At 60.8% G+C, this 25,735-nt stretch carries 22 protein-coding genes; 15 read left to right on the top strand and 7 right to left on the bottom strand.

Features of this window, described 5'->3' with window-relative positions; genetic code table 11:
* The first annotated feature begins 301 nt into the window (after positions 1 to 301).
* The 3 genes from ELH03_RS27005 to ELH03_RS26995 all read left to right on the top strand — a co-directional run bounded on the left by ELH03_RS27005 (position 302) and on the right by ELH03_RS26995 (position 4,888).
* The gene (locus tag ELH03_RS27005; RefSeq protein WP_128403389.1) at positions 302 to 2,230 is read left to right on the top strand and encodes a diguanylate cyclase; all 1,929 of its coding nucleotides are present in this window, start codon (positions 302 to 304) and stop codon (positions 2,228 to 2,230) included.
* An 82-nt stretch (positions 2,231 to 2,312) separates the two neighbouring features.
* A complete protein-coding gene (locus ELH03_RS27000; RefSeq protein ID WP_130766943.1) occupies positions 2,313 to 4,607 on the top strand; it encodes an FdhF/YdeP family oxidoreductase in 2,295 nt (764 codons plus the stop codon).
* Complete coding sequence (locus ELH03_RS26995; RefSeq protein WP_130766942.1) at positions 4,604 to 4,888, top strand: hypothetical protein; 285 nt, start codon at positions 4,604 to 4,606, stop codon at positions 4,886 to 4,888. Before ELH03_RS27000 ends, ELH03_RS26995 begins: the two co-directional genes overlap by 4 nt.
* A 27-nt stretch (positions 4,889 to 4,915) precedes the next feature.
* On the opposite strand, the gene ELH03_RS26990 is transcribed toward ELH03_RS26995, so the two are convergent.
* From ELH03_RS26990 to ELH03_RS26955, 7 genes are all read right to left on the bottom strand, one after another.
* Positions 4,916 to 5,917, bottom strand: coding sequence for an AraC family transcriptional regulator (locus ELH03_RS26990; protein WP_128403386.1), 1,002 nt, complete (start codon positions 5,915 to 5,917; stop codon positions 4,916 to 4,918).
* Between the two features lie 999 nt (positions 5,918 to 6,916).
* Positions 6,917 to 7,921: an Ldh family oxidoreductase gene (locus ELH03_RS26980; protein WP_128403385.1), complete on the bottom strand. Its 1,005-nt coding sequence runs from the start codon at positions 7,919 to 7,921 to the stop codon at positions 6,917 to 6,919.
* Between the two features lie 221 nt (positions 7,922 to 8,142).
* Entirely contained in the window at positions 8,143 to 9,222 is a 1,080-nt protein-coding gene (locus ELH03_RS26975; RefSeq protein WP_128403384.1) for a quaternary amine ABC transporter ATP-binding protein, read from the bottom strand.
* Positions 9,215 to 10,102 carry an ABC transporter permease gene (locus tag ELH03_RS26970; protein WP_128403383.1) on the bottom strand — a complete coding sequence of 296 codons (888 nt, stop codon included), beginning with the start codon at positions 10,100 to 10,102 and terminating at the stop codon, positions 9,215 to 9,217. Before ELH03_RS26970 ends, ELH03_RS26975 begins: the two co-directional genes overlap by 8 nt.
* 95 nt (positions 10,103 to 10,197) lie before the next feature.
* Positions 10,198 to 11,199, bottom strand: coding sequence for an ABC transporter substrate-binding protein (locus tag ELH03_RS26965; RefSeq protein WP_128403382.1), 1,002 nt, complete (start codon positions 11,197 to 11,199; stop codon positions 10,198 to 10,200).
* A gap of 67 nt (positions 11,200 to 11,266) precedes the next feature.
* The gene (locus ELH03_RS26960; protein ID WP_128403381.1) at positions 11,267 to 12,061 is read right to left on the bottom strand and encodes a pyrroline-5-carboxylate reductase family protein; all 795 of its coding nucleotides are present in this window, start codon (positions 12,059 to 12,061) and stop codon (positions 11,267 to 11,269) included.
* 11 nt (positions 12,062 to 12,072) lie between these two features.
* The gene (locus ELH03_RS26955) at positions 12,073 to 12,702 is read right to left on the bottom strand and encodes a TetR/AcrR family transcriptional regulator (protein ID WP_128403380.1); all 630 of its coding nucleotides are present in this window, start codon (positions 12,700 to 12,702) and stop codon (positions 12,073 to 12,075) included.
* Between the two features lie 147 nt (positions 12,703 to 12,849).
* Here ELH03_RS26955 and ELH03_RS26950 point away from each other — a divergent pair, with 147 nt between their 5' ends.
* The 12 genes from ELH03_RS26950 to ELH03_RS26890 all read left to right on the top strand — a co-directional run bounded on the left by ELH03_RS26950 (position 12,850) and on the right by ELH03_RS26890 (position 25,710).
* Positions 12,850 to 14,886 (top strand): NADH:flavin oxidoreductase, encoded by a 2,037-nt coding sequence (locus ELH03_RS26950; protein ID WP_128403379.1) that lies wholly within the window; start codon positions 12,850 to 12,852, stop codon positions 14,884 to 14,886.
* Between the two features lie 48 nt (positions 14,887 to 14,934).
* The gene (locus ELH03_RS26945; RefSeq protein ID WP_128403378.1) at positions 14,935 to 15,537 is read left to right on the top strand and encodes a dimethylsulfoniopropionate lyase; all 603 of its coding nucleotides are present in this window, start codon (positions 14,935 to 14,937) and stop codon (positions 15,535 to 15,537) included.
* Between the two features lie 34 nt (positions 15,538 to 15,571).
* A complete protein-coding gene (locus tag ELH03_RS26940) occupies positions 15,572 to 16,321 on the top strand; it encodes an electron transfer flavoprotein subunit beta/FixA family protein (RefSeq protein WP_128404929.1) in 750 nt (249 codons plus the stop codon).
* A gap of 25 nt (positions 16,322 to 16,346) precedes the next feature.
* Positions 16,347 to 17,276, top strand: coding sequence for an electron transfer flavoprotein subunit alpha/FixB family protein (locus ELH03_RS26935; protein ID WP_128404930.1), 930 nt, complete (start codon positions 16,347 to 16,349; stop codon positions 17,274 to 17,276).
* 14 nt (positions 17,277 to 17,290) lie between these two features.
* Positions 17,291 to 17,986 carry a dimethylsulfonioproprionate lyase family protein gene (locus ELH03_RS26930; protein WP_128405654.1) on the top strand — a complete coding sequence of 232 codons (696 nt, stop codon included), beginning with the start codon at positions 17,291 to 17,293 and terminating at the stop codon, positions 17,984 to 17,986.
* A 152-nt stretch (positions 17,987 to 18,138) separates the two neighbouring features.
* Complete coding sequence (locus ELH03_RS26925) at positions 18,139 to 19,266, top strand: S-(hydroxymethyl)glutathione dehydrogenase/class III alcohol dehydrogenase (RefSeq protein ID WP_130766941.1); 1,128 nt, start codon at positions 18,139 to 18,141, stop codon at positions 19,264 to 19,266.
* Between the two features lie 3 nt (positions 19,267 to 19,269).
* The gene (gene fghA, locus ELH03_RS26920; protein WP_128402184.1) at positions 19,270 to 20,106 is read left to right on the top strand and encodes an S-formylglutathione hydrolase; all 837 of its coding nucleotides are present in this window, start codon (positions 19,270 to 19,272) and stop codon (positions 20,104 to 20,106) included.
* Between the two features lie 55 nt (positions 20,107 to 20,161).
* Complete coding sequence (gene gfa / locus ELH03_RS26915; protein ID WP_128402183.1) at positions 20,162 to 20,734, top strand: S-(hydroxymethyl)glutathione synthase; 573 nt, start codon at positions 20,162 to 20,164, stop codon at positions 20,732 to 20,734.
* 498 nt (positions 20,735 to 21,232) lie between these two features.
* Positions 21,233 to 21,949 (top strand): GntR family transcriptional regulator, encoded by a 717-nt coding sequence (locus ELH03_RS26905; protein ID WP_128402181.1) that lies wholly within the window; start codon positions 21,233 to 21,235, stop codon positions 21,947 to 21,949.
* Positions 21,946 to 22,857: a dihydrodipicolinate synthase family protein gene (locus ELH03_RS26900; RefSeq protein ID WP_128402180.1), complete on the top strand. Its 912-nt coding sequence runs from the start codon at positions 21,946 to 21,948 to the stop codon at positions 22,855 to 22,857. The genes ELH03_RS26905 and ELH03_RS26900 overlap by 4 nt, the downstream gene beginning before the upstream one ends.
* Positions 22,850 to 24,367: an aldehyde dehydrogenase gene (locus ELH03_RS26895; protein WP_128402179.1), complete on the top strand. Its 1,518-nt coding sequence runs from the start codon at positions 22,850 to 22,852 to the stop codon at positions 24,365 to 24,367. The genes ELH03_RS26900 and ELH03_RS26895 overlap by 8 nt, the downstream gene beginning before the upstream one ends.
* Positions 24,364 to 25,710 carry an NAD(P)/FAD-dependent oxidoreductase gene (locus tag ELH03_RS26890; protein ID WP_130766940.1) on the top strand — a complete coding sequence of 449 codons (1,347 nt, stop codon included), beginning with the start codon at positions 24,364 to 24,366 and terminating at the stop codon, positions 25,708 to 25,710. Before ELH03_RS26895 ends, ELH03_RS26890 begins: the two co-directional genes overlap by 4 nt.
* The last annotated feature ends 25 nt before the right edge of the window (positions 25,711 to 25,735 follow it).

Genomic DNA, 25,735 nt, shown 5'->3' with positions numbered 1-25,735 from the left:
GTGTCATTGGGATATGTGTCCCGACGCAGAGGATGCTGTTGTTAAATATGCCTTATGCAGCGGCTGCTGGGCGTTGAACCGCAGGGCGTTGCGGACTTGATGTCTCTTGCCGTGCTGGAGCACGACCTTTCCATAGATGTTGCCAAATCTGGCAGCGGGCCTGGGTGCCCATACCTGATCGTCGGGGCGGACGCCTGCTTTCCTGTCATCGCATTGCTGCCGACCGGCCGGGAGACGCGTCTGCGAAGGAATATGGCTTGATAGGTCTTTGATTTAACGAAGCTCAAACCAGTGTTGCCCTATGATTGGTTCGGTACATGTATTGGAAGGTGGATCCAACGCAGTGAATGGCATCTGGACGCAATTCGGTGGCAATCTGTCATTCGTGTGCCTGGCGATTTCGCTCTGGGCGCATTTCTCGATCCAATTTCAGCGTCGTTCGGTCACACACGAAAAAATCGCCTTCGGAATCATAGCCGGCGGCGCCTCCATCGGGTCCATATTGCTGGCCGTCGAAGTCAATCCCGGCATTTATATCGACATCCGCTTTTCGCCGCTTGCTTTGGCGGGCATGTTCGGCGGACCGATCGCGGCGGCCTTCGCGGCGTCGCTGGCAATGGTCTTCCGCTTCTGGGTCGGCGGCGCGGCAATGATCGACGGTCTGATCGCAATTGCTGTCGCGACCGGTATCGGCCTGGCTGCCAACGTCTGGATCCGCAAGAGATCTCCCGAGCTCACAGACGTTGCGCTGCTGAGCCTCGCGCTCGGCGGTGCACTTATTGTTTTGATGGCGGTGCTTCCCACCCTGGTGCACGCCCGCGTATTGGCCATCATCGGTCTGCCGATGACAGTATTGAACTGCCTGGCGACGGTGCTGTGTGGTTTCGTTCTGTTGAAGACGCAACAGTGGGAGCTGGAGCGAAGCATCCTGGTGACCGCATTTTCGCAGTCGCCCGACTATCTCTACGTGAAGGACCGAAACAGCCGGTTCATCACCGTCAATGAAAATATGATCCGCCTCTTTCGTTTCAGAACCACGGCGGAGATGACCGGATTGTCGGATTTCAATCTTATCTCGCGGCCGCGCGCCGAAGAATTTTATTATCTCGAACAGCAGGTCATGGACACCGGGGTGCCCCTGATCGACTCCGTCGAGCGTATTGAAGACAGATACCTGCTCGCCTCCAAGGTGCCGCTGAAGGATAGGCAGGGACGGGTGATCGGCCTGGCCGGCGTCACGCGTGACGTGACGGAGCGGACTGCTCTGGAGCGGGAACTGCGCAAGAGCAAGAACCTGCTGTCACATGCGATGGCCGGCATGTCCGATGGCATCGCCATGTACGACAGCAAGGGTTTTCTCGTTTTTTGCAACGACCAGTATCGCGCCGCCTTTCCGCTATCCGGAGACGCCCGCGTGGTTGGCGCTCATATCAGCGACATCCTTCGCCGCGTTGCCGAAACCGGCGAGCGCACGGGTATCCCGGACGCTGACCGCGAAGAGTGGATCAGGTCCGTCAGTGCTACGTTGCACAGCAACAAGGACGAAGAGGTTCAGCTTCACAACGGCGACTGGCGCAGCATCCGGACAAGGTTAGCGGAAGACGGCACAGCGATGGCCGTTGTCTCGGACATCACGGCGACCAAGCAGGCGGAAATCGCCCTCCGGCTGTCGGCGGAGCAGCTGAAGAATCTCGCCGAGACCGATGGGCTCACCGGCATGGTCAACCGCCGGGCCTTCGACGAGGCTTTCGCCCGCGAGACCGCGGGCAGCGCCAGGAAAAACACGCCGTTCAGCCTTCTGATGGTCGATATCGACCGCTTCAAGGCCTATAACGACACCTATGGTCATCCCGCCGGAGACCAATGCCTGCGTGTCGTCAGCAGGTGTCTTCGCCAGTCCGTAAGCCGCCCGGCCGACATCGTCGCACGCTACGGCGGAGAGGAATTCGTGGTTCTGCTGCCTGCAACCAGCGCGAAGGGGGCAATGATCGTTGCCGAGCAATTCGCGCGTCTCCTAAGCCAGGAGAATATCGTTCATACCGGCAGCGAATTTGGACGGGTGACCGCGAGCATCGGCATATCCTGCGCGACGGGAGCCACTTTGAGGGTCAACCCAAACCGCCTCCTGAGCGAGGCCGATGCCGCGCTCTACGACGCCAAGACGCAAGGCCGCAATCGCATCCTGGCACATTCGCCCGAGGAGCGGCACGCCATCAAGGACGTTGGTTAGATCGAATCCTTGATAGGTTTTTCCTATCGAGCCATCGCGCGTGCGCCCTTGATGTTTTCCCCGCTTCGACAATACAGGGCGCATGGACACAAAATTCATTGGTAAGAAGTCGGCAGCAGCCGGCGGCTGGGGCGCTTTGAAGAGCTGCGGCAAGCGTTTGCTGCAAAGCGGCATGCCGATTTCAGGGGCGCGGACGATGCTGAAGGCGAACCAGCCGGATGGGTTCGACTGCCCGGGCTGCGCCTGGGGCGATCCGGAGCACGGATCGTCGTTCGAGTTCTGCGAAAACGGCGTGAAGGCCGTCGCCTGGGAGGCGACGGAAAAGCGGGCAACACCCGCCTTCTTCGCCGAAAACACTTTATCGCAGCTTCGCCAGCTGACGGACTATGAACTGGAACTCAACGGCCGCCTCACGCATCCGATGCGCTATGACGCGGCGAGCGACCGTTACCTGCCGGTCGCATGGGAGGATGCCTTTGCCGAGATCGGCAGCATTCTGAGGGGGTTCGATAGCCCCAACCGGGCGGAATTCTACACGTCGGGCCGGGCGAGCAACGAGGCCGCCTTCCTCTACCAGCTGTTCGTGCGCGTCTACGGCACCAACAATTTTCCCGACTGCTCCAACATGTGCCACGAGGCGAGTGGCATCGCCATGCGCCAGGCGGTCGGCGTCGGCAAGGGTACCGTGCTGCTGGAGGATTTCGAAGAGGCCGATGCGATCTTCGTGATCGGGCAGAACCCGGGCACCAACCATCCGAGGATGCTCGGCGACCTGCGCCGGGCGGCGATCCGCGGCGCGCGCGTCGTCGTCTTCAATCCCATCCGCGAACGCGGCCTGGAGCGCTTCTCCGACCCGCAGGACAAGATCGAGATGCTGAAGGGCGGTTCGACTGACATCGCCAGCCTTTATCTCCAGCCGCAACTCGGCGGCGACATGGCCGCGGTGCGCGGGATGGCGAAGGCCGTGCTGGCGGCGGAAGACGCAGCCGTCGCCGCCGGCCTGCCCTCCGTTCTCGACCACGCGTTTCTCGCCGAACATTGCGCGGGTTTTGCAGAATACCGGACGGCGGTCGAGGCGACCAGCTGGGCTGACATTGAGGACCAGTCGGGACTGAGCCGGCAGGAAATCGAACGTGCGGCCGATGTCTATACCAAAGCCGAGCGGGTCATCTGCACCTGGGCGATGGGCGTGACCCAGCATCTACATTCCGTGGCGACGATCCGCGAGATCGCCAACTTCATGTTTCTGCGCGGCAATATCGGCCGGCCAGGTGCGGGCCTTTGCCCGGTTCGCGGCCATTCCAACGTGCAGGGCGACCGCACCGTCGGCATCAATGAAAAGCCATCGGACGATTTCCTCGATGCACTGGAGAAGCATTTCCGCTTCACCGTTCCCCGCGAACATGGCCACAATGTCCTTGCCGCGATCGGAGCGATGCTCGACGGCTCGGCCGAGGCCTTCATCGGGCTTGGCGGCAATTTCGCCCGCGCCACGCCCGACAGCGCACTCGTTGAAAAGGCGCTGCGGCGGCAGAAGCTGACGGTGCATATCGCGACCAAACCCAATCATTCGCATCTCATGCCCGGCGAGGTGGCCTTCATCCTGCCATGCCTCGGGCGCACCGAGATCGATCTGAACGCGGCAGGCAACTCACAGCTCATAAGCGTCGAGGATTCGATGAGCATGGTGCATGGTTCGGCCGGCATCAATCGTCCGGCCTCACCGCATCTCCTCTCGGAAGTCGCCATCATCGCCGGCATTGCACAGGCGACGGTCGGCTCCGCCGTGGTCGACTGGGCAGGGCTCGCCGACGACCACGACCGCATCCGCGATCATATCGAGGCGACCATTCCAGGCTTCGAAAACTACAATACCCGCCTGCGCAAGCCCCGCGGTTTCCACCTGCGCAACACGGCCGCCCACAGGGAGTGGGATACGCCGGCAGGCAAGGCAACGTTCTCTTCGGAAGCGCTTCCCGACGAGACGGTGCATCAGCGGGCGCGAAAGGGCGAGGGGCGTTTCGCCCTGCAGACGTTCCGATCGCACGATCAATACAATACGACGGTCTACGGTCTCGATGACCGATACCGCGGCGTCTACGGGGAGCGGCAGGTCATCTTCATTCATCCAGCCGATCTGACGGCGATGAATGCCGAGGCCGGCGACCGGATCGACGTGGTCGGCGAGCATGATGAGGGTATCGAGCGCATCGCTGAGAATTTTCGCTTTGTGCCCTATGACATTCCGCGAGGAAGCATCGCGGGTTATTATCCCGAACTGAACGTGCTCGTGCCGCTTGGCAGCGCGGGCGTGGAAAGCGATACGCCCACCTCGAAATCCATCATGGTGTCCTTCCGCCGGCGACAAGCCGCGTGAGCGAAGAGGCGTCCAGGGCCGATCGCTTTCTTGCCCTCGTCGCTGCGGCGCAAGGCCGGGATATCAGGCTGACATCCATACAGGCCGGTCTCCTGGTCGCCGCGGATCTGGGGATTGCGCATGACAGCCGCGCCTTTGCGCGCAAGCTGGGGATCGCGCATTCTCTCGTGCTCAGGGAACTCAACGTCCTGGCGGAACGCGAAGGGGTTCTGCACATCGTGAAGCGGGATCTAAGGACCATGAGAGTGCATTACACATTGCCGCCGCGGGACGAGGCGTAAACACCCCTGCGCGGCAAGCCACGGCCGCTAGCGGCGGATCACGCGCTTCCTGGTGTCGGAAGGGTATTCTCCGTATGTGGTTTTATAGACTGCCGAAAACCGGCCGAAATGAAAGAAGCCCCATTTGAGGCAGATGGCCTTCATGGTCTCCTTGCTCTCGGGATCGAGCAGATCCTGGCGCGCAGCGCGCAGCCGAAGCGTCAGCAAATAGGCAGCGGGAGAGGTCCCTCTGAACGCACGAAAACCGGTTTCGAGCGCCCGGCTGGATACGCCGGCCGCTTCGGCCACCTTCGGCATGGTAATCGGCTGATCGATATTGGCGTGCATGAATTCGATCGCCCTGCGGACGTGCCGGGGAGCGATCAGGGCGGGGCCATTCTCCAGGAAATGCGACAGCCGGTGCGGCACCAGGCGCACGACCAGATCGGCGAGCGCCTGCGTCAAATGCGCCATGGCGATCGGCGACTGCAGCAAGGGGCCATCGTCGCGCATGCCTGAGATGATCGTTTCCGTGAGATTGCCAATCAACCGACCTTCCGGCTTCGACAGATCCAGTTCGGGCAGCAGGTCGAGGGACCCGCTGAACGGCATCTCGAAAGTCTGGCCGATCGTCTGCAGGATGAGAGGCCAGTTGATCAGCAACTCGTCGATGACGTTCGATCGCCCATGCATGATGACGCTGTTGGGTTCGAAATTGTTATAGAGCAGCAATTTTCCTTGTCCGGCCTCGGCGATGCGGGACGACCCATAGGTTACCCCCATGCCGCCGCTGCGCGGCACGACGATCGACAGATACTCCGCCGTATCGACGGTCGGCTCGATATTGAACTGAAACTCCGCCTCGTGATAACCCGTGAGCAGGACGGCGTTGTCACAGACGGAGAAATCCAGTCCCCAATGGAAGTCCTTGGCGCGGCCGACGGGTTCGGCATCAAATGCGCCAAAAGCGCCGCCCAGCGTCTCGACCATGTTGTCGAAGGACGAACCGCTAAATCGAAATGAAAATGGGGGAGGGCTATTTTCAGTCATGCTGCTCCCATTGTTCGATCTGGCTGTTTCGGCATGCTCTTTTCCACTGCTCGCAGGTGCCAGCGCGACGCGCGACCGACCCGAATGTCGGATTTGCGCGCGTACCTCTGCCAGCCTTGCCGGTCGTCATGGGTGGTCGTCCCCCGCCGCGGCGCTTCATCTGAGCCCGCAGACGGAATGGATGGGCGGGGCTTGGATGTATATTAGACGATTGTTGGATAAAGTGCAGCAGCTTGCAGCGGAGCAGGTGGATCTCCGCGTGTTATCGGCATCGAGGTCAGCGGCTTGCGCCAGCTGATGCAGGCCGAATCCGGGCATGGTAAACGTCAAAAAGACCAACCCGTTGAATGTATTAGTTCCCATCCAGATCAGGAACTGACAGAACCCGCGGCCATTGGCAAGGCTTCACGCTGCCAGTCATAACGACAACCGCTGGCAAAATGATCACGCTGAAGGAGCGACTTTGCAGCTGTATCCGCCATGCCACAGGTTCAGCCGCGGCGTTCTGGCCGAGATGCGCATCATCTGAAACTTATAGAGGGGACCCCCATTCGAGTGCCGCGCAGTCGCCTGCCGAAGGTTCTTAGTGGACCGCTTAAAGAGGGCCTTCGGCAGGCAGACAGGCATGCAGGCATACGCACGGGATGGGGTGCGTATGTACGATCCCTTCCATCCTTTTGGGGGTGAGGGATGGACGGGCTTGGCTTTGAGACCGCAAACCATCATGGCCTTGGTCGAGATTGATCTTACTGTTCCTTAGCTATGGAGCAATTGTCGGGCCCCGATATTGTCGGCCAACCGGCTTTTCGTGACGCAGTCTGGACTGATCTTGCGCAAAATGTATATGAGCCGGCCCCGTTGAAGCCACCTGTTGCGCGCAATGAACTGCGCAAAGTGGATAGAGATCTTTATTTTCTCATTTGGCACGAACGATGGGAACGCCGGCATGATGTCGCCGGGCGGGATGCATTCGGTTCTCTCAGTTGAGAAATGATATTCTCACTGAAGGCAAAAGCGACGGATCGTTTCCAACACGCCTATGTCGACGTCAAGACGATCGGTTTCCGTGACGCTCGCGGGCATCGTTCTGTCTCCGGGGATACGGACTCCCTTTGAACGAAGCCGTTCCAATTGAGCCTTGGCGCGCACCGGGAAATCCGAACGCACGGCCGCGGGGAATAGCGCGATCACCGTCATTCCCGCATTCACAGGGTGCTCGCCCGAGAGAAAGTGGCCGGCATCGAGCGACCACGCGGCCCCGGAAAGACCCGCCGAAAGCATCTCGACGATAAGGGCGATATTGCCGCCCTTATAGCCGCCGAAGGGCAGGAGAGCGCCGAGCATCGCCTTAACAGGATCGGTGGTGATTGCGCCGGTCTCGTCGATGGCTATGCCGTGAGCGATCGGCAATTGCGCCTTTGCCGCCTCGGCAAGGGTTATGAACGCCGTGGCGCTCGTCGCCTGGTCGATGACGACTGGCGGCAAGGGTTCCGGCAGAGGCAGGCCGAAAGCGAGCGGATTGGTGCAATAGACGCGCTCCCCGCCCTCGGCGGCGGCCATCAAGGCCGGTCCGTTGGCGGCGGCGATGGATATCAACCCGTCGTGAGCGAGGCGCCGGACGTAGTATCCCAATTCCCCGGCGGTATAGCTGTTTCTTTGCGTAAGGACTGAGATGCCGAAGGTTTTCACGCACTTTACGAAGTCGTCGTAAATGAGATCAAACCCGAGCTGCGCTATGCCGCCATCCGCGTCGGCGTGAATCAAGGCCGGCAGCACATGGTCGAAGCGGGGCTTGGCGTCTCCGTTGATCCGCCCGTCGCGCAGGCTGTTGAGATAATCGACGAAATGCGGAAAACCGAGCTCGGTGCGCCCGAAGCAGGCGGCCGACAGTGTTGCATCGACAAGCGCCTTCGCCATGGCCGGACTGCCGCCGCAGGCGAGGCAGGCGTCGAGCGCCAGTTGGCGGAGCTCGTCGATCGGCATTCTCATCCTCTGCCCGGCCATCACAGCTCCAATTCGGCTCGCCGGCCCTCATGGAAGGCAGAAGGTGACGCCATTTCACACCCAGCATCTTCAAGGTGCGCACTCGCGCAGACCGATTGCGAAAACAGACGCGGGAAGAGTTTTGACATCGTGATCCCCAGACGTCAGACGGCCGACTTCCCAGTTCCGGCGGTGGCGACGTGCCTCGCCAAGGAAACGGAAAGGCGGCCGCGTTTGGCGCGTCAAAGTGCGACCGAGAGGGCGCTGTCGCGTCGGGGAGCCACCTCCTGCGAGTTCACCATTGCGCCCGCGAGCTGGCGGAACGTGACAAGCCCCAATGCTTCCCCGGATGGTGAAACCACTCTGGCATCGTCGTGCGCCGCTGATGCCAGGATCCGAACGGCATCTTCGACGGTCGTGCCTGATGCAATCGTCAATCCGCCTGGCGCTGCACCGGAATGCAAGGATGTCATGACGGCATCGACCTGGATGACCCGGCCTCGATTGACCTCCTTGACGAAGTTCGCGATGTAGGCGTCGGCCGGACGCAGAACGATGTCCTGGCTGGTGCCCTGCTGGATGACTTCGCCATCGCGCAGGATCGCAATCTGGTCGCCCAGCCGAAGGGCTTCGTCGAGATCGTGGGTGATGAACACGATGGTCTTCTTGATCTCCTTCTGAATGTCGAGAAGGACCGTCTGCATATCGGTGCGGATCAATGGATCGAGCGCCGAATAGGCCTCGTCCATCAGCAGAACCGGCGCATCGTTCGAGAGGGCTCGCGCCAGCCCGACGCGCTGTTGCATGCCGCCCGATAACTGGTTGGGGTATTTGCTCTCGAAACCTTTCAGGCCGACCCGCTCCAGCCAGCGCATGGCGACGTCGGCGGCTTTCGAGCGCTCCATGCCCTGCACTTCGAGGCCGAAGATGGTATTGTCGAGAACATTCCGGTGCGGCAGAAGCGCGAACTTCTGAAACACCATGGCCGTCTGGTGCCGGCGAAACGTCCGCAATTCGGTCTCATTCATTTTCACCACATCGACGCCGTCGACAAGCACTTCGCCTGATGTCGGATCGATCAGGCGATTGATGTGGCGGATGAGCGTCGACTTGCCCGAACCCGAAAGGCCCATGATGACCTGGATGCGGCCCGAGGGTATCTCGATATTGATATCCTTCAAGCCCAGCACGTGGCCGTGCTTTTCGTTGAGCTCGGTCTTCGACAATCCCTTTTGGACGGCATCGACATGAGCGCCGGGATTGGGACCGAAGATCTTGTAGAGATTGCGGATCTTGATGCCGCCGAACCGATGATCAGCCATGGACGATCTCCCGATGCTTCTGGAGCCGCTTGCCATAGGCCTGGCTGACCCGGTCGAAGATGATGGCAATGCCGACGATGGCAAGGCCGTTGAAAATACCCAGGGTGAAGTACTGGTTGGCGATGGCCTTCAGAACCGGTTGGCCCAGGCCCTGGACGCCGATCATCGAGGCGACGACCACCATGGCGAGCGCCATCATGATGGTCTGGTTGATGCCGGCCATGATGGTGGGAAGCGCCAGCGGCAGCTGGACCTTGAACAGCTTCTGCGCGCTCGACGTCCCGAAGGCGTCGGCCGCCTCGAGCACGTCCTTGTCGACCAGACGGATGCCGAGGTCGGTCAGCCTTATCATCGGCGGGATGGCATAGATGACAACGGCGATCAGTCCAGGCACCTTGCCGATGCCGAGTAGCATGACGACAGGGATGAGATAGACGAAGCTCGGCATGGTCTGCATGACGTCGAGGATCGGATTGATGACGCGTTGCAGCCGGTCGGAACGCGCCATGAATATCCCCATCGGGATGCCGATGGCGATGGAGAGCACGGTACAGACGAAGATCATCGAGACCGTCCGCATCGTATCGTCCCACATGTCGAAATAGCCGATCAGCAGCAGGGTGACGAGACAGCCGAAGACGATCTTCAGGCTGCGGCTCGCAAACCATGCGATGACAAGGATGATCGCAGTAATGATCGGCCACGGCGTCTGCGTCATGAAGCGGTCGGCGGCGATCAGGAAATGCTGCAGCGGGGAGAAGAGGCTTTCGATCGTGTCGCCATAGGTGCGGGTAAATGTGCGAAAGCCGTCATCGATCGCCTTCTTCAGATTGCGAAGGGCATCGTCATCCATATGCGGGAATTTATAAAACCATTCCATTCGGTTCCCCTTTTTCTTCAAAGAGCCGTGGCAGTCTTTTTGATTTTATCGGCAGCGAGAGGCGGTGCGCATTAAGCGCACCGCAGTAGTCGGCGTTAAAGAGCAGCTTCGATCTTCGCGGCTGCCTCAGGAGAGACCCACTTGGTCCACAGGTCCTTGTTTTCTTTGAGGAAGTGCTTGGCGCCGTCCTCACCGGTCGCCTGGTTGTCGGTCATCCACGCCATCAGCTTGTTGACCGTCTCATTGCTCCAGGAGCGCTTCGTCAGGTAGTCCATGACCTCCGGCCCGGCCTTTTCCGAAAAAGGCTTGGCAACCAGGGTCACCACGTGATCGACCGGCCATGCATTCGGCTTCGGATCGGGGCAATCGGCGACGGTATTGCAGCGCTTCCATTCGGCGGCGTCGTTCGGCACGCCGGCTTCCAGCTTGACCATCTGGTACTTGCCGAGCAGAGCGGTCGGCGCCCAGTAATAGCCGGCCCAGCCTTCCTTGCGTTCGTAAGCCTTGGAGATCGAACCATCGAGGCCGGCAGCCGAACCGGTATCGACGAGGGTGAAGCCCGCCTTGTCGGCTTCGAAGGCCTTGTAGAGCTGCGTGGTCACCACGGTGCCGCCCCAGCCCTGCGGCCCGTTGTAGATGGCGCCCTTCTTCGAATCCTCAGGAGCGGGGAAGAGTTCCGGATGCTTCAGCACATCACCGATGGTCTTGATGTCGGGATGGGCGTCGGCCAGATATTTGGGAATCCACCAGCCCTGGACGCCGCCATCGGGCAGCGGAGAGCCGACCTGGACGATCCGGCCTTCATCCGTTCCCTTCTTGACCACGTCGGGCAGCAGGTCGATCCAGGCTTCCGGCGCGATATCAGGCTGGCCCTTTTCGGCCATCGAGGTAATCGTCGGGACGGTATCGCCGACGGTGATTTCGGCATCACAGCCATAACCTTCGTTCAGGATGAACTTGTCGAGGTTGGAGAGAACCTCTGCACTCTGCCAGTTCATGCTGGCGATGGTCACCGTGCCGCATTCGGCGGCGCTGGCGAAAGACGCCCCGCCGATCAGGCCGAACGTCAGACATGTCGATGCGAGTAGTTTTTTCATTCTCGTTCCCTCTGTTTAGCGGCCGGTTTTGCTGAGCGGGGCGCCGCAGAACCCACTCCAACGGTTGTCAGGAAGCGTCTCCCATACTCACCGATTTCTTGAATGCTGCCGATAGTCCCTCCGCAACGGAAGCGTCGAACCCGGCAGCGCGCATGCCTTCGATGGCCGCCGCAGTGGTTCCTCGATAGCCGACAAAGGTTTGAACGACCTCATCGGGACATTCGTCGCGGCGCTCCAGCAGGCGACCGGCGCCCGTGATCACCGTGTTGACGGCGCGCCGCGCAATCTCCGCCGGCAGGCCATTTGCAACGGCGTCGCGCATCATGGCGGCGGCCAGCAGCGCCGGGAAAGCCGGTCCAGACCCGGAAAGGCCGGTGAGGTAATCGATGTCGCTTTCCCTTGCGACCTCGTCCTCAGATCCGCATGCCTGAAAAATCGCGCGGACGAGTGCCCGGTCGTCTTCGGTGACATCGCGCGTGCCAATCCAGGGTGTATAGGACTTGGCCACTTCGGCAGCGGCATTCGGCAAAGCGCGGACGACCCGACCGGTGTTGTGGCGCTCGGAAAGTGCGTCCAGGCGGATGCCCGCCATGACCGAGATGACCAGCTTGCCGCCGGCATCGACATCAAGAGCATGCCAGTCATCAGGACGGACGGAGAGAACGATCACGTCCGAGCGGTCGGCAAGCGCCTGATTGTCGGTGGTCAGGAAAGAATTCGGGAAGCGGCGCGGCTCTTCACTACGATAGGAGAGGGAGAGATTTCGAGCATCGACCAGGCCAGCATCAAGGATCGAGCCGGCGATTGCTCCGCCAAGCCAACCACCGCCACCAATGATACCGATCCTCAAGGAAACGCTCATCTCGACCTTCCCTAACCGGGCCTATAGCCATGCCGGGAGAAGAAGCGATCGAGCTCCCTCTGCTGCGGCACTTCGCCGGTGTAGATCGCGATATATTCGGGGATCCGTTTCATGCGGACGGCGAGTTCCTCCCTGGCTTGCATGGAGATGTATCCGATCTGCACGAGGTAAGTTGTTCGCGCTCGGACATCTGATGTCGCTTCTGGTAGCCCGAAGCGGATAAACATCCGCTTGAGCGCATCAAGCCGGAGCTGATCGGCTTGCCGGACCTCGGCGAGAATCTCGTCTGACTGCAGCGCCCAGCTGCGCACGGCGAATTCAAACCTGGCGTCGAACAGATCATTGTTGAGCCAGCAATCGAAGACGTTGAGCATCGCCTCGGCGAGCGATTCCGCGTAAGCTTCGGACTGCTTGATGATGTTGCCGGTGTTTTTGTCTCGCCACCTTGCCACGAGCCCGGCCAACAGCTCCTCCCGATCCTTGAAGAACCAGTAGAAGCTCGTGCGCGAGAGATTGAGCCTCTTCGCCAGCGGCAGAATTTTCACCGAATCCACGCCGGAATCCAGCAGCGAGTGGTAAGCTGCTTCCAGCCATCCCTCCTGTGATCCGCGCCAGCCAGTGTCGTTCAGAGCCTGATCCATAGGCTATCTCCTATCAAATTATGCAGCGGCGCACAAGAAAAATGTACACGAGTGTCGAAAACAACGACCCGCATGTTTTCAATGTTGACACATATGTACATTACCCTTAGCGTCTCCTCTGACGTTTTTAATCCGGAACCACGGCCCATGTCGAACGATCCCCTTCTTCAGCCCTACCAGCTCAAGCATTTGACGCTGCGCAACCGTATCATCGTGACCTCCCACGAGCCGGCCTATCCGGAAGACGGCATGCCGAAGGAGAGGTATCGCGCCTATACGGTGGAGCGGGCAAAGGGCGGCGTGGCCTTGACGATGACGGCCGGCTCGGCCGCGGTTTCCAGGGACAGCCCACCGGTCTTCAACAACCTGCTTGCTTACAAGGACGAGATCGTGCCCTGGATCAGGGAGATGACCGATGCCGTGCATGAAGAGGGTGCGGCGATCATGATCCAGCTCACCCATCTCGGCCGGCGCACACGCTGGGACAAGGGCGACTGGCTGCCTGTGGTGGCCCCATCGCATCAGCGCGAGGCGTCCCACCGCGCCTTCCCGAAGAAGCTGGAAGATTGGGACATCGAGCGCATCATCAAGGATTTCGCCGACGCTGCGGAACGCATGAAGGCGGGTGGCATGGACGGTGTCGAACTGGAGGCCTACGGCCATCTGATCGACCAGTTCACGTCGCCGCTTACCAACGAACTCGACGGTCCTTATGGCGGCTCGCTCGATAACCGTTTGCGCTTCTGTTTCGACGTCTTCAAGGCGATCCGGCACAGGGTGGGGAACGACTTCATTCTGGGCGTGCGCTATACCGCCGACGAATGTCTTCCCGGCGGTACCGGCAAGGCCGAAGGCTTGGAAATCTCCAAGCGCCTGAAGGAAAGCGGCCTCATCGATTACCTGAACGTCATTCGCGGCCACATCGATACCGATGCGGGCCTCACCGACGTGATTCCGATCCAGGGCATGGCGAATTCACCGCATCTCGATTTCGCCGGCGAAATTCGTGCCGCAACCAACTTCCCGACCTTTCATGCGGCGAAAATCCCTGACGTCGCCACCGCGCGCCACGCGATCGCCTCCGGCAAGGTCGACATGATCGGCATGACCCGCGCCCACATGACCGACCCGCATATCGTCCGCAAGATCATCGAAAAGCGGGAAGACGATATTCGTCCCTGCGTCGGCGCCAATTACTGTCTCGATCGCATCTACCAGGGCGGTGCGGCCTTCTGCATCCACAATGCCGCCACCGGCCGCGAACTGACCATGCCGCATATCGTGGCGAAGGCCGACACCAAGAAAAAGGTGGTCATCGTTGGCGCCGGCCCTGCCGGTCTGGAAGCGGCGCGCGTCGCCGGAGAGCGCGGCCACCAGGTCGTCGTTTTCGAAGCGGCGAACAATCCCGGCGGTCAGATCCGGCTCACCGCTCAAAGCGAGCGCCGTAAGGAGATGATCAGTATCATCGACTGGCGCATGAGCCAGTGCGAGAAATACGACGTCACCTTCCACTTCAACACCTGGGCGGAAGCGGACACCATCGAGGCGGAAAATCCCGATGTCGTCATCATCGCGACCGGCGGCCTGCCGCATACCGAGGTCCTTGCGAGCGGCAACGAGCTGGTGGTTTCGTCATGGGACATCATCTCCGGTGACGTGAAGCCTGGAACCAACGTGTTGATCTTCGACGACGCCGGCGATCATGCCGGCCTGCAGGCGGCGGAGTTTCTCGCCAAGGCAGGCGCCAAGGTCGAGATCATGACGCCGGACCGGTCCTTCGCGCCCGAGGTCATGGCCATGAATCTCGTGCCCTATATGCGGTCTCTCCAGAAGCATGACGTGACCTTCACCGTCACCTATCGTCTGGAAGCCGTCGAAAAGAGCGGCAACCAGCTCGTCGCTCACGTCGGCAGCGATTACGGCGGGATTGCCAGGCAGCACAGCTTCGACCAGATCGTCGTCAATCATGGGACCATTCCGCTCGACGAGCTCTATTTCGAACTGAAGCCCAGCTCGAGCAATCTCGGCGAGATGTCGCACGACCAGCTTCTTTCCGGGGAACCTCAGTCCGTCATTCGCAATCCTGACGGCAAGTTCCAGCTGTTCCGGATCGGCGATGCGGTTGCCGCACGCAACACGCATGCAGCCGTCTATGACGGCCTGCGCATCGCGAAAGATATCTGATCGCAAGAGTGGACCGCTTGTCGGCCGATCGTCTCGGGAGGTGATGACATGAGTTTACGCAATGAAAGCCTCCAGATTTTCCTGGATGCGGCTTTCGTGGCTTTCGACCAGTTCACGAAAACCCCGGAGGCTCGCCGCTCGATTCGTCAGATTTCTGCGGCGCTGGAGCGCCCGGGAACCGCACGTGCGGGCGAGGGAAGCCGATTGCCGGTGTGCGCTCTCCTTGATGTGGCGCTTTCCGTCGATACGTCCTATCCTTCGCTGACGCGTTTGATCGAGGGGTTCAAAGGCATCGAGCCAATGCTTGAATGGCATCGGCGCACCAAGTATGACCACACGGCCAGCGACAATTTTGTCGATGGGCATGCCAACGCGATGATTATCGGCCCGGGAGGATTGGAGGAGCGGAGCGACCTGTGGATCGGCGTGACGTTGATGGCGCCTCACGTGCGCTATCCAGATCACGACCATGCGCCCGAGGAAGTCTATCTCGTGCTTTCCGAGGGAGAGTTCCAGCAGGGGGAAGGGGAGTGGTTTTCGCCAGGTATCGGCGGATCCTTTTACAATGTCCCCGGCATCAAGCATGCGATGAGGTCGCTCGACACGCCGTTCTTCGCCTTCTGGGCATTGCTTGCCGAACGGCCGAACTGACGGCCAGCAGTTTAGAAATAAAGGGGGGTTGCCCATGAAAATTCTCGTCCCAGTCAAACGGGTTGTCGACTACAACGTGAAGATCCGGGTGAAGCCGGATGGCACGGGTGTCGAGCTTGCCAATGTGAAGATGTCGATGAACCCGTTCGACGAGATCTCGGTGGAAGAGGCGCTGCGGCTGAAGGAAGCCGGCAGGTGCGAGGAAGTGGTGGTCGTCTCGATCGGTCCTGCCAAGGCCGAGGAGACGCTGCGGACCGCACTTGCGATGGGCGCCGACCGGGCGATCCTGGTCGAGACCGACGATGCTGTAGAGCCGCTCACGGTTGCCAAGATCCTCAAGGCTGTGGCGGACGTCGAACAGCCCGGTCTGATCATCGTCGGCAAGCAGGCGATCGATGACGATTCGAACCAGACCGGCCAGATGCTGGCGGCACTGCTGGGCATGCCCCAAGCGACCTTCGCCTCGAAGATCGAGATCGGTGATGGCAAGGCTCAAGTGACCCGTGAAGTCGATGGCGGCCTGCAGACGATCGAGATCAAGCTGCCGGCGGTCGTCACCACCGATCTGCGCTTGAACGAACCGCGCTATGCCTCGCTGCCGAACATCATGAAGGCGAAGAAGAAGCCGCTCGACAAGAAGACGCCGAGCGACTTCGGTGTCTCCACCACACCGCGCCTCAAGGTGTTGAGGACGGAAGAGCCGTCGGGCCGCAAGGCCGGCGTCAAGGTCAAGTCGGTCGCCGAACTCATCGACAAGCTCAAAAACGAAGCCGGCGTGCTGTAATCAGGTTGGAACAGGAACCATCATCATGACCATTCTTCTTCTGGCTGACCACGACAATGCAAGCCTTTCCGACCAGACCGCCAAGACGCTGACGGCAGCCGCAAAGATTGGCGGCGACGTGCATGTGCTGGTTGCTGGCAAAGCTGCCAAGCCCGCTGCCGAACAAGTGGCAAAGCTTGCCGGCGTCTCCAAGGTGCTGCTGGCCGAAAGCGACGAACTCGCCAACAATCTGGCCGAACCGCTGGCCGACCTGATCGTCTCGCTGGCGGGAAGCTACGACACGATCATCTCGGCTGCCACCTCGGTCGGCAAGAACGTGCTGCCGCGGGTGGCCGCCCTCCTCGATGTCGCCCAGGTCTCGGAGATCATCGAGGTAATTTCCTCAGATACCTTCAAGCGGCCGATCTATGCCGGCAATGCCATCCAGACGGTGCAGGCGACCGATGCCAAGAAGGTGATCACCGTGCGCACCGCATCCTTTGCCTCTGCACCGGAAGGAGGCTCGGCCGCTGTCGAGGCGATCCCGGCGGTTTCCGATCCGGGGTTGTCGACCTTCGTCAGGGACGCGCTGTCGGCCTCCGACCGTCCGGAACTGACGTCTGCGAAGATCATCATCTCCGGCGGCCGCGCGCTCGGTTCTGCCGAGAAGTTCAGGGAGGTCATCCTGCCGCTCGCCGATAAGCTCGGTGCCGCCGTCGGCGCATCGCGTGCCGCTGTCGATGCCGGCTATGCGCCGAACGACTGGCAGGTCGGCCAGACCGGCAAGGTGGTGGCGCCGCAGCTTTACATTGCCTGCGGCATTTCAGGCGCCATCCAGCATCTGGCCGGCATGAAGGATTCGAAGGTCATCGTCGCCATCAACAAGGACGAGGAGGCGCCGATCTTCCAGGTCGCCGACTACGGATTGGTCGCCGATCTCTTCGACGCCCTGCCGGAATTGCAAAAGGCGCTCTAGCGGGGAGACCGAACGTGGCGCGCGTCGTGGGACGTCCAATCAAACCTGGTGCCGACCTTCTTCTGAACGATGACGAGAAGCCGGCATATATACGGCTGCACGACATCGGGAGGGAAAGACGTTCTCGGCCGTTGCAGGAATTCCTCAACGATGTCGGCGGGCTGATGTTGTCGGCGGAGGCTCCTGCCGTCGCCAGCTTCGTCGCGGGCAAGGTTCTCCAAAGACTGCTCAAGACCGGCAAGGTGCGCCCGGAGAGCGGGTCTCTCCCTGGCGCGCCGGAGGGGCTTGATGACGCCATCGGCCATCTTGCGAAATCGGGACGGAAATACGAGGCGATCGCCAGCCAGTTCCGTAGTCTCGCCGACAAGCTGCTCTGGAGACGCGGTCGCTCCGGTCCGTTTGCAAGCCTCAATTTTGGCGACACGCATTCCCATGCGGTTGTGGTTGGACCCGGCGGCTTGGAGGAGCGCGCCGATCTGAGGGTCGGCGTGATCTACATGGATCGCTACACCCGTTTCCCGGACCATGTTCAGAGCCAGCCCCGCGCCTTCATTCTGCTTTCGCCGGCCGAAATCCGCCTTGGCGATTCCGAGTGGTTCTCTGCCGGTGTCGGCACGGTCTTTGCGAACGACGCCGGCCAATCTTTCGCGATAAGATGCACAGCCCGGCCACTGCTTGCGGTCTGGTGCCAGGTTGAACCGGAGACGTGATAGGCCCTTGGTAACGACGAGCCTGAGATGAACGAAAAGGCCGAAGGCGAGAGCTTGAAGTCTCGGCGGTGACGCAGCGAAGCAGATCGGTGAGAAGCCGGTTCCTTCGAATATGTAGTATCAGAATTTAATTTAAGAGGAAGGATATCAAGATGGACGTTCGCGCCGCCGTTGCCGTTCAGGCAGGAAAACCGCTGGAAGTGATGATCGTGCAGCTGGAGGGGCCGCGGGCCGGCGAAGTGCTGGTCGAGGTCAAGGCGACGGGCATCTGCCATACCGACGATTTCACCCTGTCGGGCGCCGATCCTGAAGGCCTCTTCCCTGCTATCCTCGGCCATGAGGGCGCCGGCATCGTCGTCGATGTCGGCCCCGGCGTCACCTCGGTGAAGAAGGGCGACCATGTCATTCCGCTCTACACCCCGGAATGCCGCGAGTGCTATTCCTGCCTTTCCCGCAAGACCAATCTCTGCACTTCGATCCGCGCCACCCAGGGCCAGGGGCTGATGCCGGATGGAACGAGCCGCTTCTCGATCGGCAAGGACAAGATCCACCATTATATGGGGTGCTCGACCTTTTCGAACTTCACCGTGCTGCCGGAGATCGCCCTTGCCAAGGTCAATCCCGACGCGCCGTTCGACAAGATCTGCTACATCGGCTGCGGCGTCACCACCGGCATCGGTGCGGTCATCAACACTGCCAAGGTGGAGATCGGCGCCACGGCAATCGTCTTCGGTCTCGGCGGCATCGGTCTCAACGTGCTTCAGGGTCTGAAGCTTGCCGGTGCCGACATGATCATCGGCGTCGATATCAACAATGATCGCAAGGCCTGGGGCGAAAAGTTCGGCATGACGCATTTCGTCAATCCGAAGGAGGTAGGTGACGACATCGTGCCTTACCTCGTCAACCTGACCAAACGCAACGGCGACCTGATCGGCGGCGCCGACTACACCTTCGACTGCACCGGCAACACCAAGGTGATGCGCCAGGCACTGGAAGCCTCGCATCGCGGCTGGGGCAAGTCGGTTATCATCGGCGTTGCCGGCGCCGGCCAGGAAATCTCCACGCGTCCGTTCCAGCTGGTCACCGGCCGCAACTGGATGGGTACGGCCTTCGGCGGCGCGCGCGGCCGCACCGATGTGCCGAAGATCGTCGAATGGTACATGCAAGGCAAGATCCAGATCGATCCGATGATCACCCACACCATGCCGCTCGAAGACATCAACAAGGGCTTCGAGCTGATGCATTCAGGCAAGAGCATCCGCGGCGTGGTGGTGTACTGAGTCATGAAGACGATCTCGACCGAAAATTCTCATGGCGGCACCCAGGGCGTTTACGTCAATCGCTCGGATGTCTGCGACTGCGACATGACCTTTGCGGTATTCCTGCCGCCGCAGGCCAAAGGACGGAAGCTGCCAGTTCTATGGTACCTTTCCGGTCTGACCTGCACCCATGCGAACGTCATGGAAAAGGGAGAGTATCGGCGTCTTGCCGCAGAACTCGGTATTATCATCGTCTGCCCCGACACCAGTCCGCGGGGCGATGCCGTCCCGGACGAACCGGATAATTGGCAATTTGGCAAGGGTGCCGGCTTCTACGTCGACGCCACCGAACCGCCGTTCGCCCAGAACTATCGGATGTACAGCTACATCGTCGACGAATTGCCGAAGCTTATCGAGGCCGAGTTTCCGGTCGACATGACGCGACAGGGAATCTTCGGTCACTCGATGGGGGGACATGGCGCGATCACGATCGCGCTCAAGAACCCCGAACGCTTCGGCAGCTGCTCGGCCTTCGCGCCGATCAGCCATCCCTCGGTCTCCGGCTGGTCAAAGCCGGCATTCCAGAAATACCTCGGATCGGATGAAAAGAACTGGCGGGCATACGATGCCTGCTCGTTGATCGAAGACGGGCACCGGTTCCCGGAATTCCTCGTCGACCAAGGCACGGCGGATAGCTTCCTGGAGGATGGATTGCGCCCCGAAGAGCTCAGGCAGGCCTGCGAGACGGCCGGCATCAGCCTGCGGCTTCGCATGCAGGAAGGCTACGGCCACTCCTACTTCTTCATTTCGACATTCATGGAAGACCATCTGCGCTGGCACGCGCGGAGATTGGGAGAATGATTGCAGAGCTTGGCCGGGCATATCGCAAACGGCCCAGAAGGGGAGGAGAAAACCCATGACCAGCATAGCCATACATCCGGCAGTGGATTCAGGCTTTCGGGCGACTGACGCTGCTTTTGCAGGCGGGACGCTCGTCTGCAAGTGCGCCAGCAATCCCGTGAAGGTAAGGATCAAGAGCGATATCGCCCACAATCACGCCTGCGGCTGCACGAAGTGCTGGAAGCCCGACGGTGCAGTCTTTTCGGTCGTGGCGGTCGCTCCGACCGAAAGCGTCGAAGTCCTGGAGAACGGCGATAAGCTCGCTGTCGTCGATTCCGCTGCCTTGATCCAGCGCAACGCCTGCAAGGAATGCGGTGTCCATATGTATGGGCCGGTCGTGCGCGAACACCCGTTCCAGGGATTGTCGTTCATCCATCCGGAACGCTTCCAGGAAAGCGGCTGGGCGAAGCCGGGCTTTGCGGCCTTCGTGTCGTCGATCATCGAAAGCGGCTTCGACCCCTCAAAGATGGACGCCGTCAGAGCGCAGCTGAGGGCGTCCGGCCTCGAGCCTTACGATTGCCTAAACCCCGGCCTCATGGACTACATGGCCACCTGGACCGCCAAGAAGAGCGGCGTCCTGGCCTCGTGATCGGCTAAAGCAATTCCCAGCAAAAGTGCGCAGCGGTTTTGCGTCCGGGATTGCGTAAAAACAAAAGAGAGCATTTCCGTGACCTGAGAGAAAGCGGAAATGCTCGGGGAGCGCCGACCCGGCGCTCTCCGACAAAACCGCCGCCACCGGACATCGAGATAGTCCGTGATGGCCGTGCACCGGCTCGCCGGCGGCCAGGCTTCGACGCCTGATGATCGAGGTTGATGCGCATAAAGCCGCATCAACCTCGACTGCACAGAAATTCTCACAGACTTGTCACGACAATCCGCCTGGGAAACTCCGCGATGGCTGCCGCCGCGGAGCGCTGATCCTGGACAGCGCTTTGAAATGATGCCTGACGCGCATGGCGACGCTTTGCTCGGCATCATTGTGTATTTTAGAAATACTAAGTGTGTACGCAGTGTACACAATTATTGACTCGCCTTGAGAGGCGTGCCATCTTCACGGCGTAGAGCAACCAGCGGCCGGAGAGCGACGATGGCGAAGACACCCAAGAGCAATCTCTACGAAGATCTGAAACGGCAGATTCTGACGATGGAGCTGGACCCGGACGCCGATCTGGACGAGGCCAGTTTGAGCGAAAGATACGGGCTCTCCCGGACGCCGGTCCGCGACATATTCCGGCGCCTTGCCGGTGAGGGCTATATCGATATCCGCGAGAACAGGGGTGCACGGGTCATCCCGATGAACCACTCCACCCTGCGGAATTTCTTTCTCGTCGCGCCGATGATCTATGCGGCAATCGGCCGTCTCGCCGTGCAGAACTTCAAGCCTAGTCAGCTTTCAGACTTGAAGCAGACCCAGGAGCGGTTCCGCGCCGCCAGCGAGAACATGGACGCTCTGGCGATGGTCCTCGAGAACAATCGCTTTCACGAAATTTTCGGCGAGATGTCGGGCAACGTCTATCTGCAGCCGAGCCTGGGCCGGCTGCTCATCGACCACGCGCGCATCGGCCACACCTTCTTCCGGCCGAGGAACCAGGACATGAAGCGGCGGCTTCAAGTGGCCGTCGGCCATCATGACAGCTTCATCGATGCACTCGGCGCTCACGACGAGAATGCCGTCGTCGACCTCGTCTTTGAACACTGGGAATTGTCCCGCGAGAACATGGAAATGTTCATCGCCCCGCAAGGCCTCAAGGCGGACGCCTTCCTCGGCGGCCCCGCCACCCAACTCTTGGAGAAATCGTCGTGAAGTTTGAGGGGATCTATACGCCGGCGGTGACGCCGCTCGACCAAAATGGCCAGATCGACAGGGCTGGATTTGCAGCCGTGCTCGAGTCGCTGATCGAAGCGGGTGTCCACGGCATCATCGTCGGCGGCTCGACGGGCGAGTACTACGCCCAGAGCAGCCAGGAACGTTTCGAGCTTGCGGCCTATGCGAGGGAAGTCATCGGCACACGTCTGCCGCTCATTATCGGAACCGGCGCCACGCGGACCGAAGATTCGGTCGAATACGCAAAGGCGGCGAAGGAAGTCGGCGCAGATGCGATCCTGGTGTCGTCACCGCCATACGCGCTGCCGACCGAGCGCGAGAATTCGGTCCACGCCCTGACCGTCGACCGCGCGGCGAACCTGCCGATCATGCTCTACAACTATCCGGCCCGCATGGGCGTGATGATGGGCGAGGAGTATTTCTCCCGCCTCGGCAAGTCCAGGAACGTGATCGCCATCAAGGAAAGCTCCGGCGACATGGGCAATCTGCACCTGCTTGCCCGGAAATTTCCGCATATTGCGCTGTCCTGCGGCTGGGACGACCAGGCGCTCGAATTCTTCGCATGGGGCGCGAAGAGCTGGGTCTGCGCCGGCTCCAATTTCCTCCCGCGCGAACATGTCGCCCTTTATGAAGCCTGCGTGCTCGAAAAGAACTTCGACAAGGGCCGCGCGATCATGACGGCGATGCTGCCGCTGATGGATTTCCTGGAATGCGGGAAGTTCGTCCAATCGATCAAGCATGGATGCGAATTGATCGGGCTGAATGTCGGATCGGTCCGCGCGCCGCTGCGTCCGCTCAACTCCGAAGAAAAACGAACCCTCCAGACTGTCGTCGCGACGTTGAAGCGCACGGTCGGCCAGATCACCTCGGGAGCAAATCATGCATGAACCTTTGACCGCCTCCGAATACAAGGCGATCGCCGCCGGCCTTCAGTTTCCGACGAATGCATTCGTCGACGGCGCATTTCGTCCGGCCAATTCCGGGCAGACCTTCACCTCGACGAATCCCGCAACGGGCGAGGTTCTCGCCGAGATCGCCGCATGCGACGCCACCGATGTCGACGCCGCCGTCGCCAAGGCAAAGCAAGCCTTCGACGACGGCCGCTGGCGGCTGCGTTCGCCGGGTGAACGCAAGGCGGTTCTCCTCAAGCTCGCCAGGCTGATCGAGGACAATCGTCACGAGCTCGCCGTCATGGAGAGCCTCGACAGCGGCAAGCCGGTCGGCGAATGCCAGACGGTCGATGTTCCCGATACCATTCATACGATCCGTTGGCACGCCGAACTGATTGACAAGCTCTATGACAACACAGCGCCTGTCGGCGCCAACGCGCTGACGATGATCGTGCGTGAGCCGGTCGGCGTCGTCGGATGCGTGCTTCCGTGGAATTTCCCGCTTTTGATGCTGGCCTGGAAGATCGGCCCGGCGCTCGCTGCCGGTTGCTCGGTGATCGTCAAGCCTGCGGAGCAGACGACGCTCACAACCCTGCGCGTCGCCGAGCTTGCCCATGAAGCGGGCATTCCAGCTGGCGTGTTCAATGTCGTGACCGGCGGCGGCAAGGAGGTCGGCGAACCGATTGGCATGCACATGGATGTCGATATGGTGGCCTTCACCGGATCGACGCCCACCGGCCGGCGCTTCTTGCGCTATGCAGCGGATTCGAATCTCAAGCGCGTCGTGCTCGAATGCGGCGGCAAGAACCCCGCGGTCGTTCTCGACGACGCCGAAGACCTGGACCTCGTTGCCGAGCAGGTCGTCAACGGCGCCTTCTGGAACATGGGCGAGAACTGCTCGGCCACGTCGCGTCTGATCGTTCATTCCAAGATCAAGGACGAACTGCTGAAGCGCATCGGCGCCTACATGCGCGAATGGAAGACGGGCGATCCGCTCGACCCTGCAAACCGCATCGGCGCGCTTGTCAGCAAGGCCCATTTCGAGAAGGTGAAATCCTTCCTCGACGACGCCAGGAAGGAGAAGCTGACGGTCAGCCATGGCGGTGAAACGCATGGCGGCATCTTCATCGAACCGACAGTGGTCGAGGGTGTAACGCCTGCCAGCCGTCTTTTCCAGGAAGAGATCTTTGGGCCGGTGCTTTCGGTCACGACCTTCAATTCGCTCGCCGAAGCAATCGCTCTTGCCAATGACACGAATTACGGTCTGACGGCGTCCGTCTATACCGGCAGCCTGAGGAACGCCATCAAGCTCTCGCGCGAGATCCGCGCCGGCGTCGTCACCGTCAACTGCTTCGGAGAAGGCGACGCCAGCACGCCGTTCGGCGGCTACAAGGAGTCCGGGTTCGGCGGTCGCGACAAGTCGGTCTTCGCCCACGACAACTACTGCGAACTCAAGACGATCTGGATCGACGTCTCGGATCGCTCGGTCGACGAGACGATCCGATGACCCGCCATGTGATCAAGCGCTTGCCGATCGACACCGGCGTTTCGGGATGGGAGGCGATCAGCGAACGCGCCTTTCCCGCAACAGCGCTTGAGCACGACATTACTGCGGACTGGCTAATCGTCGGCGGGGGGTTCGCCGGCCTGTCGGCGGCGCGCCGCCTTTCGCAATTGCGCCCTGAGGACAAGATCGTCGTCCTCGAGGCTCGCGAAGTCGCCAAGGGACCGGCCGGGAGGAATTCCGGCTTCATGATCGACGTGCCGCACAATCTGTCCTCAGGCGAATATTCGGTGGCCGACGAAGAGGCGACCAAGGACGAGATCAGGCAGAACCGTCTGGCGATTTCCTTCGCAGCCGATGTCGCGGCGGAATACGGCCTGTCCAGGGAAACCTTCGATCCGTCGGGCAAGGTGAATGCGGCCGCCTCCGAGCGGGGGCTCGGGCTTAACGACAATTACCGGAAGTCGCTCGAAAAGATCGGCGAGGAGCATCGCGTTCTCGATGCCGATCAAATGCGGGAGATGACCGGCTCGCGCTATTATCGCGGAGGGCTCTATACGCCAGGCGCCGTGATGATCCAGCCCGCCGACTATATCCGCGGCCTGGCGCGGGGACTTAGCTCAAAGGTCTCCATCCACGAGCATTCGCCGGTGCTGGAGCTTTCGCGCGAGGGCAGGTCCTGGAAGGCGAAATCCGGTCGAGGATCTGTTTCCGCGCCGAAGGTCATTCTTGGTGTGAACGGCCATATTCAAAGCTTCGGCCATTTTCGCGGACGGCTGATGCACATCTTCACCTACGCGTCGATGACATCAGCCTTTTCCCAGAATGAGTTCGGCGGCGATGTGACGGGCGCAGATCGTTGGGCGCTGCTGCCGGCCGACCCGATGGGAGCGACGGTGCGAAAGATCACCACCGATGGTCGTTCGCGAATCGTCATCAGGACGAGGTTCACCTACGACCGGAGCCTCCAGGTGTCGGAGAAGCGGGTCGCCGGCGTGGCGGCCGAGCAACGCCGGTCGTTCGACGCGCGGTTTCCCGGACTGGAAAGCCTGCCGATGGAATATAGCTGGGCGGGTGCTCTCTGCCTCAGCAGAAACCATGTGCCGGCATTCGGCGAGGTCGAAGAGGGGCTTTTTTCCGCCTGCTGCGAGAATGGCCTCGGCACGGTCAAGAGCACGCTCGCGGGGATGATGGCGGCCGATCTGGCTGCCGGCGCGGGTAGCCCCGAACTCGACCGATACAGGAACCAGCCGGAACCGAGCAAATTACCTCCCGAGCCCTTTGCGTGGCTGGGGGTCAATTCGGTTATCCGCTTTCAGGAATTGCGTGCAGGCCGCGAGGGATGATCTCTCGCCGCGCAATATGAAGACT

Origin of the sequence: Rhizobium beringeri (assembly GCF_004306515.1) — a bacterium.
GTDB lineage: Bacteria > Pseudomonadota > Alphaproteobacteria > Rhizobiales > Rhizobiaceae > Rhizobium > Rhizobium beringeri.
The sequence above is the reverse complement of the archived record's forward strand: the minus strand, read 5'-3'. Positions and strand labels throughout refer to the sequence as shown.

Excerpts from the sequence above, each read along its gene's own strand:
- ELH03_RS27005 (WP_128403389.1), top strand. The coding sequence starts at position 302 with ATGATTGGTTCGGTACATGTATTGGAAGGTGGATCCAACGCAGTGAAT.
- ELH03_RS27000 (WP_130766943.1), top strand. The coding sequence starts at position 2,313 with ATGGACACAAAATTCATTGGTAAGAAGTCGGCAGCAGCCGGCGGCTGG.
- ELH03_RS26990 (WP_128403386.1), bottom strand. The coding sequence starts at position 5,917 with ATGACTGAAAATAGCCCTCCCCCATTTTCATTTCGATTTAGCGGTTCG.
- ELH03_RS26980 (WP_128403385.1), bottom strand. The coding sequence starts at position 7,921 with ATGGCCGGGCAGAGGATGAGAATGCCGATCGACGAGCTCCGCCAACTG.
- ELH03_RS26975 (WP_128403384.1), bottom strand. The coding sequence starts at position 9,222 with ATGGCTGATCATCGGTTCGGCGGCATCAAGATCCGCAATCTCTACAAG.
- ELH03_RS26970 (WP_128403383.1), bottom strand. The coding sequence starts at position 10,102 with ATGGAATGGTTTTATAAATTCCCGCATATGGATGACGATGCCCTTCGC.
- ELH03_RS26965 (WP_128403382.1), bottom strand. The coding sequence starts at position 11,199 with ATGAAAAAACTACTCGCATCGACATGTCTGACGTTCGGCCTGATCGGC.
- ELH03_RS26960 (WP_128403381.1), bottom strand. The coding sequence starts at position 12,061 with ATGAGCGTTTCCTTGAGGATCGGTATCATTGGTGGCGGTGGTTGGCTT.
- ELH03_RS26955 (WP_128403380.1), bottom strand. The coding sequence starts at position 12,702 with ATGGATCAGGCTCTGAACGACACTGGCTGGCGCGGATCACAGGAGGGA.
- ELH03_RS26950 (WP_128403379.1), top strand. The coding sequence starts at position 12,850 with ATGTCGAACGATCCCCTTCTTCAGCCCTACCAGCTCAAGCATTTGACG.
- ELH03_RS26945 (WP_128403378.1), top strand. The coding sequence starts at position 14,935 with ATGAGTTTACGCAATGAAAGCCTCCAGATTTTCCTGGATGCGGCTTTC.
- ELH03_RS26940 (WP_128404929.1), top strand. The coding sequence starts at position 15,572 with ATGAAAATTCTCGTCCCAGTCAAACGGGTTGTCGACTACAACGTGAAG.
- ELH03_RS26935 (WP_128404930.1), top strand. The coding sequence starts at position 16,347 with ATGACCATTCTTCTTCTGGCTGACCACGACAATGCAAGCCTTTCCGAC.
- ELH03_RS26925 (WP_130766941.1), top strand. The coding sequence starts at position 18,139 with ATGGACGTTCGCGCCGCCGTTGCCGTTCAGGCAGGAAAACCGCTGGAA.
- fghA (WP_128402184.1), top strand. The coding sequence starts at position 19,270 with ATGAAGACGATCTCGACCGAAAATTCTCATGGCGGCACCCAGGGCGTT.
- gfa (WP_128402183.1), top strand. The coding sequence starts at position 20,162 with ATGACCAGCATAGCCATACATCCGGCAGTGGATTCAGGCTTTCGGGCG.
- ELH03_RS26905 (WP_128402181.1), top strand. The coding sequence starts at position 21,233 with ATGGCGAAGACACCCAAGAGCAATCTCTACGAAGATCTGAAACGGCAG.
- ELH03_RS26895 (WP_128402179.1), top strand. The coding sequence starts at position 22,850 with ATGCATGAACCTTTGACCGCCTCCGAATACAAGGCGATCGCCGCCGGC.
- ELH03_RS26890 (WP_130766940.1), top strand. The coding sequence starts at position 24,364 with ATGACCCGCCATGTGATCAAGCGCTTGCCGATCGACACCGGCGTTTCG.